Genomic DNA, 11,537 nt, shown 5'->3' with positions numbered 1-11,537 from the left:
GGGCGAAGAAATAACGGCGCCGTTCATGACGACATGGTAGGAGGGGCGGCCTCGAAGCGTGAACTTCAGGCTGCGATGCGCGTGCCGGTGGCGCGTAACCGCAATGACCCTGCGCGCAGAGATAGTTCTAATGAGAACTAAGATGCGCAGCATGTTCTTTTCCCTGGTTGCGCCGTGACTTCCCCGCCCCCCTTTTTGCCCTTGTTGCGCGAACTCGTGCGCACCTATCAGGCGTTCGAGCGTTACTCCGCCGCGCATGTGCAAAGCCTCGGGTTGACCCCGGCGCAATTCGACGTGGTGGTCACGCTGGGCAACACCGAGGGCATGAACCCCAAGCAGTTGGGCGACAAGACCCTGATTACCAAGGGCACGCTGACCGGCGTGGTCGATCGCCTGCTGGCCAAGGGCTTGGTGCAGCGTCTGCCCGATCCGAGCGATGGCCGTGGGCAGATCGTGCGGCTGACGACGCGGGGGCAGAAGGTGTTCGAGCAAGTGTTTCCTGCGCATGGGGCGCATCTGGCGCAGGCGTTCTCAAAACTGAGCGCTGCCGAGCTGATCGCGTCGCAGCAGGCCTTGCACAGTCTGCGGCAGGCGCTAGAGCAGGCGGGCGCTCACGCGGGTACTCTAGAGGGTACTCAAGAGGGGGAGAGATGAGCTCCACCCCGGTTGCCGAAGTGGCCCGCTACACCCTGCCCGCGCAGTTGCTGCATTGGCTGATTGCCCTGTTGATTTTCGGCCTCTTTCCGCTGGGGCTTTATATGCACGGGCTGCCGCTTTCGGTGCGCAAAATCGAGTTGTATTCGTGGCACAAATGGTTCGGTATCACCGTGCTGCTGTTGGTGGTGCTGCGCATCGGCTGGCGGCTCACGCATCGTCCTCCGCCGCTGCCCGGCGATATTCCGCCCTGGCAGCAGGCGGCCGCGGCCCTGATGCACGAGCTGCTCTATCTACTGATTCTTTGCATACCGCTCAGCGGCTGGGCGCTGAGTTCGGCGGCTGGTGTGCCCGTGGTGTGGTGGGGCGTGTGGAAGCTGCCCAACCTGCTGCCCGCCAACCCGGCGATGGCGCATCTGCTCGAGCTGGTGCATGCCACGCTGAACTACACCCTGGCCGCCTTGGTTGCCGTGCATATGGCGGCGGCGCTCAAGCACCAGTTCATCGATCACGACGGCGTGCTGCTGCGCATGCTGCCGCGTCTGTTGCCGCGTTCGTTGCCACGCCCGCGCCACTGATGGGCTCAAGACTCGCCATTCCGCGTGCGCTTTTTTGGAAAGGGAAATCAACCATGTCGCCTCTGTCGATCAAAACGCTGTGCGGCGCCGCCCTGCTGTCGATCTGCGCTGCAGCCTGGGCGCAGCCCGTTCCCGCTGCGGCCTACACCCACGCTTTGCCTGCGTCGAGCGTGAGCTTCAGCGCCACCCAGATGGGCGTGCCGATGAAAGGTCATTTCAAAGCCGTGACTGCGCAGATCGACTTCATGCCGGGCGACCTCGCCAAGTCGCACGTCGAGGTTGCGGTGCAGTCGGCCAGCGTGGACGCGGGCAGCGCCCAGACCAACGCCCTGCTCGCCGGGGCCGACTGGCTGGCGGCCAAAACCGATCCGCAGGCCCGTTTCGTCTCCAGCCAATTCACCCCCGATGGACCGGGACGCTACTGGGTTAGCGGCACCTTCAGCGTGAAGGGCCACAGCCAGCCGCTGCGCGTGCAGGTGAGCACCCACCCCGACGGCAAAGACCTGATCATGGACGCCGCCTTCACGCTCGACCGCACCGCCTTCGGCCTGGGCACCGGCTCGTGGGCGGACACCAGTGTGGTGGCCGCCGCCATTGCGGTGCAGGTGCATCTGGTCGTTTCTCCGCAATAACAACTGACATAACTCACACAACTGACTTACCGCACACCACACTCTCTCTGAAAGGACTTCACCATGTTGCGTTCAAGCTCCCGCTCACTTCTGGCCCCCGCGCTTTCAACCGCCGTGGCCATGGCGCTCTGCGCCGCACCGGCCTGGGCCGCCGAAACCACGGCGCCGCAGGCCTATGTTCACAAGCATGCCGATCCGGCGGGGAGTTACCGCGTCGATCCCGATCATTCCGGGGTGCAGTTCACCATCGGCCACGCGGGTGTCGGGCGCTTCACCGGGGTGTTCAAACGGGTGACCGGCAGCTACACCTTCGACCCTGCGAACCCCGCCAAAGACAAGGCCGATATCGTCATTCCCGTGCAGAGTCTGGACACCTTTCTGCCGCAACGCGATACCGATCTGCTGGCCGCGCCGTTTTTCGATGCCGCTGCGCACCCCGACATCCGCTTCGTCGGCACGCGCTATGTGCCGCAGAACAAGACCCACGGCAAGCTCTACGGCAACCTCACCCTGCGCGGCGTGACCCACCCGGCGACCTTCGAGGTGACGCTGGAAGGCGCGGGCGATGTGGCCTATCTGCCCAAACCCTGGGGCGGTTATCTCAGCGGCTTCGTCGCCACCACCACGATCAACCGCATGGACTACGGCATGACCGCTTTCCCCGCCGGCCTGAGCCATGAAGTGAAAGTGCGCGTGGAGATCGAAGGCGTGCGCACCCCATCATGAGTGCCCCCAGGGCCGGTCTGCGCCCAGCCCGCCCCCCGAGGGAGTCAAGGAAACTTGGGGCGGCCCGGCGTTTCCTTGAGAGGAGCTGAACATGCCCGATCAGCGCATGCCCACGTTGTTTGTCTCTCACGGCTCGCCCATGCTACCGCTGGAGCCGGGCAGCGCCGGGCCGATGCTCCAGGCGCTCGGGCAGGCTTTGCCGCGGCCCGAGATCATCCTCGCCTTTTCGCCGCACTGGATGGCGCGGCAGCCCATTCTGGGCACCAGCACGCGGCCCGCGACCCTGCACGACTTCGGCGGTTTCGACCGCGCGCTCTATGCCCTGCAATACCCCGCACCCGGCGCGCCGCAGTGGGCTGCGCGGATAGAAGCACTGTTGCGCGAAGCTGGCTGGGGCGTGCACGAAGACCCGCAGCGCGGGCTCGATCACGGCGTCTGGTCACCGCTTCGCCTGATGCTTCCGCAGGCGGATATTCCGGTGATGCCGCTGGCCATGCCCTGGCCGCTCGACGCCGCGCTCGCCTACCGCCTGGGCGCGGCGCTGGCGCCGCTGACCGAGCAAGGCGTCTTGCTGTTCGGCACTGGCAGCCTGACGCACAATCTGCACGAGTTTCAGCCGTCCGCCCGCACCGACGATCCACCGGCCGCCTACGTGCAGGCTTTCGTCGAATGGATGCGCGGCATGATCGACCGCGGCGACACCCCGGCGCTGCTCGACTACCGCCGCAGAGCGCCGCATGCGGCACGCGCGCATCCCACCGACGAGCATCTGCTGCCCCTGTTCTGGGCGCTGGGCGCTGCTGGCGAGGGCGCCACGCCGCGTCATCATGCCGGGGGCGTGCACTACGGCAACCTCAGCATGGACGCTTGGGAGTTTGTCGCCGCCTGAGCGGGAATGCGCCGCGTCGCGGACGGTGGCGTGAGACTCAGAACGCCGCGATGCCCGTGATCGCCCGGCCGAGAATGAGGGCGTGGATGTCGTGCGTGCCCTCGTAGGTGTTGACCACTTCGAGATTCACCAAATGGCGGGCCACGCCGAACTCGTCTGAAATGCCGTTGCCGCCGAGCATGTCGCGCGCGGTGCGGGCGATGTCCAGCGCCTTGCCGCAGTTGTTGCGCTTGAGCAGCGAGGTGACTTCGGGTGCCGCCGTGCCTTCGTCCTTCATGCGCCCCAGGCGCAGCACGCCCTGCAACCCCAGGCTGATGTCGGTCGCCATGTCGGCCAGCTTTTTCTGGATGAGCTGATTGGCCGCCAGCGGTCGCCCGAACTGCCGACGGTCGAGCACATACTGCCGCGCACGGGCGTAGCAGTCTTCCGCCGCGCCCATCGCGCCCCAGGCGATGCCGTAGCGCGCGCTGTTCAGGCAGGTGAACGGGCCTTTGAGTCCGCGCACCTGCGCAAAGGCGTTTTCCTCGGGGCAGAACACCTGGTCCATCACGATCTCGCCGGTGATCGAGGTACGCAGGCCGACCTTGCCGTGTAGGGCCGGTGCGCTCAGCCCCTTTGCCCCCTTGTCGAGCACGAAGCCGCGAATCTCGCCCGCGTCGTCCTTGGCCCAGACCACGAACACATCGGCGATCGGGCTATTGCTGATCCACATCTTGTTGCCAGTGAGCGCATAGCCGCCGGGCACGGCACGGGCGCGCGTGCTCATGCCGCCGGGGTCGGAGCCGTGATCGGGTTCGGTCAGCCCGAAGCAGCCGATCCATTCGCCGCGGGCCAGCTTGGGCAGATACTTCTGCTTCATCGCTTCGGAGCCGAAGGCGAAGATCGGCAGCATGACCAGCGAGCTCTGCACACTCATCATCGAGCGATAGCCCGAATCGACCCGCTCGACCTCGCGCGCGATCAGCCCGTAACCCACATAGTTCAGCCCCGCGCCGCCATAGGCCTCGGGAATCGTCGGGCCCAGCAGGCCGAGCGCTCCCATTTCGCGGAAGATCGTCGGGTCGGTGGTTTCATGGCGGAAGGCGCTGAGCACCCGCGGCACGAGCTGGTCTTGGCAATACGCCTGCGCGGCGTCGCGCACCGCCCGTTCGTCGGCGCTGAGCTGGGCGTCGAGCTGCAGCGCATCGTCCCATTGAAACGCGGGTTTGGAGGAGGCCATGGGTTTTCCTTGCAGGAGAAATCAATCAGGGGCGAATCATCTTACGGCGGGCGCCCGGCCCGGCCATGTTCTTCCCAGCAGCAGCCGGTAAAGCCGCATCATCCCCCAGAAAAACAGCAGGGGCAGCACCACGGTCTGGATCAGAAAGACGGCCGCCAGGGTGATGAGATGCGACACGATGCCGCTCGCCTTGGCCTGCAGCGCCTGTACCTGCTGGCCGATGTCCTGCGTCTGCGACCACAGTTGTCTGAGCTTGTCCAAGGCCCCGCCGTCGGCCTGCGCCGCCGTCTGCGTTTCAGAGGCTGTGGGGGTGGACAGGCTGACCTGCTGCTGAGCGGCGGCGTAGTCGCGCGCCATCAGCAGCGAATAGGTCAGCTCGCTGGCCAGCGAGGCGGCGGGCACGCTCAGGCTCAGCACCAACAGGCCAACCGACAGCCGCGCCAGCCAGGGCGGTGCGCGGCGCTCTCGCAGCACCTGCACTGCCCAGGCCAGAAACAAGGCGGAGAGCACCACCGCCAGCGGCCAGGCGCTGAACACCGCGATCAGCACTTGCTGCATGGCAAATGACAAAGTCGCCACGAGCATGACGGTGGAAAACTGCTCGACCAGATCGTCCAGCGGGTCGAGTGCCGCGCCCGGCTGCACCGAGGCGCCGGCGCCGATCTGAAAACTCACCGACGCACTCTTGGCCACGCTGAGCACGCCGTTGAGCGCCCGCGCCGAAGCAAACGTCACCAGCGCGCGCTGCAGCCCCGAATCGACAGACCGTTGCGCCGTGGCTTGCAGCGGACGCCACCACACCAGCGCCAGAACCAGCGCGAACACCGTCAGCAACGCCGCCTTACTCTGCTTGCTCTCCATGATGCATTCCCTCGAAAAATCGCCCAGCGCCCAGCATAGAAGGAAGTGTGTTGGATCTGCACGCATAAGGGACGGCGGTGTTTTGCCGTCAAGGCGGCGAATGGCGCTGCTTCAAACCAGCCTCGATCGCGCGTCTTGCCGCTCAATCCCTCAGGCTTGCATCAGCGCATGAGCAAACGCCGGGTCGCCCCTCGGGCGCGCAGCAGCGCCGGACGCCTACAAAACCGAGGCCGCCGCCAGCTCCACCCGGTTGCGGCCGTTTTGTTTGGCCTGGTACATGGCCGTATCGGCACGGCCCAGCGCGGCTTCCAGAGTGCTCTCGCCAGGCTGCAGAACGGTGACGCCGATACTCAGCGTCATCGGCACCCGCAGCCCCTGGATGCGCAGCGCATGTCGCGACACCGACAGGCGGATGCGATCAGCCAGTTCATACGCGTTTTCCAGGCTAGTGGCGGGCAGGAAGACGGCGAACTCCTCGCCGCCGATCCGCCCGATCACGTCGCCCTCGCGCAGCGCGGCGTTCATGCGATTGGCCAGCTGCACCAGCACGGTATCGCCCACGGCGTGACCGTGCGTGTCGTTGACGCGCTTGAAGTGGTCGGCGTCGATCAGCAGCAGACTGGGCGCCTGGTCGCGGGCGGATTGCAGCAAGGCATTGGCGCGCTCAAAAAAGCCGCGGCGGTTGTAGAGCCCGGTCAGCGCGTCGGTCTGGGTCATGCGGGTGAGCGCCTGCTCGCGCTGCTTGCGGTCGGTGATTTCCACCAGACTGGTGAGCACCGCGGCCTTGTTGTCGTAGCGCAGGCTGCTGGCGGCCAGCATGACGTGGATGTGATTGCCGCTGGAGGTGAGCATGCGCACATCCACAGGGCCCGCTTCGCCGCGTGCTTTCAGCGCATCGGTCACGGCGCTGCGAGTACGCGCGTCTGCGTAAAAATTCGAGGCATAGGCAGAGCCCGGTTCAGTGTGGCGCCGTTCCGGGTCGAGCAAGGCTTGCGCAGCGCGGTTGAATCGCAACACCGAGCCGTTGTCTTGCTGGCTCAGGACCAGCGGCACCGGGCAGACCTCGAACAGATGGCGCAGATTGCCCTCGGCGGTGCGGCGCTCCCGCATTTCTTTTTCCAGCCGCTGGCGTTCGAGCCAGAGCTGGCGGCCGGAGCGGGCGTTGTGGGCGGCAGTCATCCACCCCAGAATGTGCACATACAGCGCGATGACCAGCAGCGCGCTCAGGTCGCGCCACGAGGCGTGATGCCACCCGTAGGCCTGAATGAACAGGCTGGCGGTGCCCAGCGGCAACAGCCAGAAGTTGACCGGGCTGAGCATGGGCACGAAGGCATAAGCCGACGCCACTATGAGCAGGCCGGTCAGTCCCTGATAGGGTGAGAACTCGCCATAGCCCAAATTGACCAGACGCAAGGCGACGATGGCCCCGAGTTCAAACAGAATCAGCGCCGTGCGCAATTGCGCCGGACGCGCGACAGCGCCGGGTCGCGCCACGCGCCAGAGATACAGGCCCAGCGCCAACACGGCCAGCCGCACGGTCAGCAGCCTGAAGAACGGGGGGCTATCGTGCAGCTGGGTCCAGTCGACGATGCTGCCGAGCAAACACACCAGACCGCCCAACAGCCCGAGCAGGCGCAACCGCGCGGCGATATCGGGCCAGAGATCATGCACATAGGCGTGCTCGTCCTGTCTGCGCAGAAACAGGCCGAGCCGCCCGATGGGTGGCGAGGCTTCGCCGGTCAGGCGTGCCGATTCGCTGCCGCTGACGGCAGAACGGGGCTCAAGACTGCGGCGAGGCCAGGGGGTCATGTTCGCAACGGCAAAAATCAGGCGGCTGAGAGCGCCCCCAGACCTGCCGCGTTCGCGTCAGGCCCTCCCGAGGGGGATGAGAAAACTTGGGGCGGCCCGGCGTTTTCTCATGAGGGAAATGTAAACATTGTTCCTGAACTCGGTGGCAGGCGTCTCGGGAAAATGTCACAGCGCTGCCTGTTTTTCGCAATGTCCTACGCACCCGCCTTTTTTCCGGCAGAACCGCGTGCAGGCGCGCCGGTTGCGCAACGAATCAACCGCGGCTGTACGCCAGGCCCGAGGCCACGCCGCCGAACAGGTCGCCGACCACTAGCTCCACGCCGTCGAACTCGGCCTGCAGTGCGCGCTGAAAAGGGCGCAGCGCGCTCGACCCGCCGGTGAGGTAGATCGCATCGAGCGCGCCGTCGCCCAGGCCCGCGCGCTGCACACAGTCGCGGGCGCAGGCCACGGTACGCGACAGCAAATCCGCCAGATGATCGCGCAGATCGGCGGGGGTGAGCGAGGCCTGCAGCCCGCTCTCGATGAACGACAGCGTGATGGCCGTATCGGCATCGTCCTGCGAGCAGCGGATCTTGGCCTGCTCGACCTCATGCGCCAGCCGGTGCCCCTCGCGGTGGCGCAGCACCGTCATCAGCCGCTCGTGCAAGCGGGGGTCGGCATAGTCTTCGCGCAGCGCCTGAGCCTGACTCAGCGCGCGCGGCAGATACAGCCACTGGATCAGGTGCCAGGTCGAGAGATCGAAAAACACGCGGCTGGGCACCTCGCGCTGCTGCGGCCCCAGGTGGCGGTAGCCCAGCAGGGGCATGGCCCGCTCCAGACTGAGCTTGTGGTCGAAATCTGTCCCGCCGATGTGCACCCCGGAAGTGGCGAGCACGTCGGCGCTGCGGTCGGCTTGCGCACTGCGCTGCGGGCCCAGTCGCACCACGGTGAAGTCGGACGTGCCGCCGCCCACATCGACCACCAGCACCAGACTCTCGCGCGACAGACGGCGCTCGTAGTCGAGCGCCGCTGCGATGGGCTCCAGTTGAAACGTCACCTGCTCGAACCCCACCGCCAGGGCGGCCTCGTGCAGCGAGCGCTGCGCCTGCGCGTCGCGCTGCGGGTTGTCGTCGACAAAGTGCACCGGTCGGCCCATGACCACCCGCGTGGGCGCGCGGCCCAGCGCCTGCGCCGCACGTTGGCGCAACTCGGCAAGGAAGGTCGCCACGATGTCTTGAAAGCTGACCTGCTGGTGGTTGACCTCCGTTTTCTCCAGCAGCAGCGGGCTGCCCAGCAGGCTTTTGAGCGAACGCATCAGCCGCCCTTCCGAGCCGCTGAGGTATTGCCGCACGGCGTCGCGCCCGAAGTGCGTGCGGCGGTCTTCCGCGTTGAAGAACACGGCCGTGGGCATGGCCAGCGCTTCGCCCTCCAGCGGAATCAGACGCGACAGTCCGTGTGGCTCCGCCCAAGACACCGCCGAATTGGAGGTGCCGAAATCAATGCCGAGCGTGCCGTGTAGAGGGGACATCATGAACAAAAGTGAGGTTGCCGCAGTGCTGCACGCGATGCAGCGGGCTGCGCAGTTTACTCACCTTGAACCCTGATCTTCCATGAGGCGGGGCTTCGCCCCTACGCGGGCGCTGGCGGGCGCGAGTTTGAGAATCCAGGGCGTCTTCGCCCCCGCGCTTCGCGCCCATAGCGATGGCGATGGGCTTGTCACGCAGGGCCAAATCCACCCCACCCCAACCCTCCCCACAAGTGGGGAGGGAGTGATTTCACCTCCCCCACGCCGTGGGGGAGGTCGGGAGGGGGATCCCCAACCCGCCGCGCCATCAACCCGTGTCCCCATGGAAAATCTGGGTTGAAAGAGCGGTATTTGTGCGGCGGGCTAACTGGCGCGACGCAGAGGAGGGCTTGCGCGCGCACAAAAAAAGCCGGGATAAATGCCATCCCGGCGAAGTCCAGCCAAGCCGGTCTCGGCTTGCGCCTCGCCCGGCTTCCTCAAGGTTCAGGCCAGGTCGAATCGATCCAGATTCATCACCTTGCCAAATGCCGCGGCGAAGTCGTGCGCGAATTTTTGCTGCGCATCGCTGCCGGCATACACCTCGGCAATGGCGCGTAGCTGGGCGTTGGAGCCGAACATGAGATCGACCGTAGTGGCCGTCCACTTCAGCGCCCCGGTCTTGCGGTCGCGGCCCTCCATCACGCCTTCGGTTGCGGTGCGCTCCCACTTCGTACCCATGTCGAGCAGGTTGACGAAAAAGTCGGGGCTCAGGGTTTCCGGTCGCTGGGTGAACAGGCCGTGGTGCGATTTGCCGACGTTGGTGTTCAGCGCGCGCATGCCGCCGATCAGCACCGTCATCTCGGGCGCGCTCAGGTTCATCAACTGCGCCCGGTCGACCAGCAATTCAGCGGCATAACCGGCATAGCCCTTGCGGGTGTAGTTGCGGAAGCCGTCGGCCTTGGGTTCGAGCTCGGCGAACGACGCCACATCGGTTTGTTCCTGCGTGGCGTCGGTACGACCGGGTGAGAACGGCACCTCGACGTCGACTCCGCCCTTCTTCGCCGCCGCTTCCACCCCGGCGCAACCGCCCAGCACGATCAGGTCGGCCAGCGACACTTTTTTGCCGCCCGCGGCCTGCGCGTTGAACTCTTTCTGGAGGGCCTCGAGCTTGGACAGCACCTTGGCCAGCTCGGCAGGCTGATTGGCTTCCCAGTCTTTCTGCGGTGCGAGGCGAATGCGCGCGCCGTTGGCGCCGCCGCGCTTGTCGCTGCCGCGGAAGGTGGAGGCCGAGGCCCAGGCGGTGCCGACCAGTTGGGGGATGGACAGGCCGGAGGCGAGCAATTTGGCCTTGAGCGCCGCAATGTCTGCCGCGTCGATCAGCGGATGATCGACCGCAGGCACCGGGTCTTGCCAGATCAGCTCTTCCTTGGGTACGAGCTTGCCGAGGTAGCGGGTGCGCGGCCCCATGTCGCGGTGCGTGAGCTTGAACCAGGCGCGGGCGAAAGCGTCGGCGAACTCGTCCGGGTTGGCCATGAAGCGGCGCGAGATCTTCTCGTAGATCGGATCGACGCGCATGGCCATGTCGGCATCGGTCATGAGGATGGGCACCTTCTTCGACGCATCCGCCGCTGAGGGGGCCATGTTCTTGTCGGTGTTCTGCTTGGGCACCCATTGATGCGCACCCGCCGGGCTTTTGACGTTTTCCCATTCATTGCCGAACAGCACCTCGAAATAGCTCATGTCCCACTGCGTCGGCGTGGGCGTCCAAGAGCCCTCCAGGCCGCTGCCGATCTGGTCGCCGCCCTTGCCGCTCTTGTAGCTGCTGATCCAGCCCAGTCCCATCTCCTCAACCGGGGCCGCCTCGGGCGCTGGCCCGACATGCGTGGCAGGCCCGGCGCCGTGGCATTTGCCGAAGGTGTGACCGCCGGCGGTGAGCGCCACGGTCTCTTCGTCGTTCATCGCCATACGCGCGAAGGTTTCACGCACCATCTGCGCCGAAGCCAGCGGATCGGGCTTGCCGCCCGGCCCTTCCGGGTTGACATAAATCAGCCCCATCTGCACGGCGGCGAGCGGGTTTTCGAGTTCGGTCTGTTGCGTGCCGTGGCGCGTATCGCCCAGCCAAGTGTTCTCCGAACCCCAATAGGTATCTTCTTCCGGCTCGTACACATCGACGCGTCCGCCGCCGAAACCAAAGGTTTTGAAACCCATCGATTCGAGGGCCACATTGCCCGCGAGAATGTACAGATCGGCCCAAGACAGCTTGCGGCCGTACTTCTGCTTGATCGGCCACAGCAGACGCCGCGCCTTGTCGAGATTGACGTTGTCAGGCCAGCTATTGAGCGGCGCGAACCGCTGATAGCCGCTGCCCGCGCCGCCGCGCCCGTCGCCAATGCGGTATGTGCCCGCGCCGTGCCAAGCCATGCGGATGAACAGCGGGCCGTAGTGCCCGTAGTCCGCAGGCCACCAGTCCTGCGAGTCGGTCATCAGCGCCTTGAGGTCTTGGATCACGGCGTCGAGATCGAGGGTCTTGAACTCTTCGGCGTAGTTGAACGCCTCGCCCATCGGATTGGACGCTGGCGCGTGCTGGTGCAGCATTTTGAGGTTGAGCTGGTTGGGCCACCAATTGGCGTTGCCCATCGCCCCAGCGACAGTCTTGGTGTGGGTGCTGTGCGCCACCGGGCATTGC

10 protein-coding genes are annotated in these 11,537 nt (G+C 65.8%); 5 read left to right on the top strand and 5 right to left on the bottom strand.

The features are described 5' to 3' along the window. Positions 1–174: 174 nt before the first annotated feature. From ABT24_RS01810 to ABT24_RS01790, 5 genes are all read left to right on the top strand, one after another. Positions 175–654, top strand: a complete 480-nt coding sequence (locus ABT24_RS01810; RefSeq protein WP_276728813.1) for a MarR family winged helix-turn-helix transcriptional regulator — start codon at positions 175–177, stop codon at positions 652–654. After that, entirely contained in the window at positions 651–1,232 is a 582-nt protein-coding gene (locus ABT24_RS01805; protein WP_276728816.1) for a cytochrome b, read from the top strand. Before ABT24_RS01810 ends, ABT24_RS01805 begins: the two co-directional genes overlap by 4 nt. 53 nt (positions 1,233–1,285) lie before the next feature. Continuing rightward, entirely contained in the window at positions 1,286–1,864 is a 579-nt protein-coding gene (locus tag ABT24_RS01800) for a YceI family protein (RefSeq protein ID WP_276728819.1), read from the top strand. A gap of 63 nt (positions 1,865–1,927) precedes the next feature. Then, positions 1,928–2,590 carry a YceI family protein gene (locus ABT24_RS01795; protein ID WP_276728822.1) on the top strand — a complete coding sequence of 221 codons (663 nt, stop codon included), beginning with the start codon at positions 1,928–1,930 and terminating at the stop codon, positions 2,588–2,590. Positions 2,591–2,681: 91 nt separating this feature from the next. Next, positions 2,682–3,479 (top strand): dioxygenase family protein, encoded by a 798-nt coding sequence (locus ABT24_RS01790; RefSeq protein WP_276728825.1) that lies wholly within the window; start codon positions 2,682–2,684, stop codon positions 3,477–3,479. 37 nt (positions 3,480–3,516) lie between these two features. Here ABT24_RS01790 and ABT24_RS01785 read toward each other — a convergent pair whose 3' ends face one another. The 5 genes from ABT24_RS01785 to katG form a co-directional block, all read right to left on the bottom strand. Then, positions 3,517–4,698 carry an acyl-CoA dehydrogenase gene (locus ABT24_RS01785; RefSeq protein WP_276728828.1) on the bottom strand — a complete coding sequence of 394 codons (1,182 nt, stop codon included), beginning with the start codon at positions 4,696–4,698 and terminating at the stop codon, positions 3,517–3,519. Between the two features lie 36 nt (positions 4,699–4,734). Further along, positions 4,735–5,559, bottom strand: a complete 825-nt coding sequence (locus ABT24_RS01780; RefSeq protein ID WP_276728832.1) for a hypothetical protein — start codon at positions 5,557–5,559, stop codon at positions 4,735–4,737. A 216-nt stretch (positions 5,560–5,775) separates the two neighbouring features. Further along, positions 5,776–7,368, bottom strand: a complete 1,593-nt coding sequence (locus ABT24_RS01775) for a sensor domain-containing diguanylate cyclase (protein WP_276728835.1) — start codon at positions 7,366–7,368, stop codon at positions 5,776–5,778. Between the two features lie 253 nt (positions 7,369–7,621). Further along, the gene (locus ABT24_RS01770; protein WP_276728838.1) at positions 7,622–8,878 is read right to left on the bottom strand and encodes an Hsp70 family protein; all 1,257 of its coding nucleotides are present in this window, start codon (positions 8,876–8,878) and stop codon (positions 7,622–7,624) included. A 477-nt stretch (positions 8,879–9,355) separates the two neighbouring features. Beyond that, entirely contained in the window at positions 9,356–11,488 is a 2,133-nt protein-coding gene (gene katG, locus ABT24_RS01765; RefSeq protein ID WP_286737298.1) for a catalase/peroxidase HPI, read from the bottom strand. Between the last annotated feature and the right edge of the window lie 49 nt (positions 11,489–11,537).

The organism is Thiomonas sp. SCN 64-16 (assembly GCF_001725585.1).
GTDB classification, from domain to species: Bacteria; Pseudomonadota; Gammaproteobacteria; order Burkholderiales; family Burkholderiaceae_C; genus Thiomonas; species Thiomonas arsenitoxydans.
The sequence above is the reverse complement of the archived record's forward strand: the minus strand, read 5'-3'. Positions and strand labels throughout refer to the sequence as shown.

Bases quoted from the DNA above. Each gene is read 5' to 3' on its own strand.
- ABT24_RS01805 (WP_276728816.1), top strand. From the start codon at position 651: ATGAGCTCCACCCCGGTTGCCGAAGTGGCCCGCTACACCCTGCCCGCG.
- ABT24_RS01800 (WP_276728819.1), top strand. From the start codon at position 1,286: ATGTCGCCTCTGTCGATCAAAACGCTGTGCGGCGCCGCCCTGCTGTCG.
- ABT24_RS01795 (WP_276728822.1), top strand. From the start codon at position 1,928: ATGTTGCGTTCAAGCTCCCGCTCACTTCTGGCCCCCGCGCTTTCAACC.
- ABT24_RS01790 (WP_276728825.1), top strand. From the start codon at position 2,682: ATGCCCGATCAGCGCATGCCCACGTTGTTTGTCTCTCACGGCTCGCCC.
- ABT24_RS01785 (WP_276728828.1), bottom strand. From the start codon at position 4,698: ATGGCCTCCTCCAAACCCGCGTTTCAATGGGACGATGCGCTGCAGCTC.
- ABT24_RS01780 (WP_276728832.1), bottom strand. From the start codon at position 5,559: ATGGAGAGCAAGCAGAGTAAGGCGGCGTTGCTGACGGTGTTCGCGCTG.
- ABT24_RS01775 (WP_276728835.1), bottom strand. From the start codon at position 7,368: ATGACCCCCTGGCCTCGCCGCAGTCTTGAGCCCCGTTCTGCCGTCAGC.
- ABT24_RS01770 (WP_276728838.1), bottom strand. From the start codon at position 8,878: ATGATGTCCCCTCTACACGGCACGCTCGGCATTGATTTCGGCACCTCC.
- katG (WP_286737298.1), bottom strand. From the start codon at position 11,488: ATGGGCAACGCCAATTGGTGGCCCAACCAGCTCAACCTCAAAATGCTG.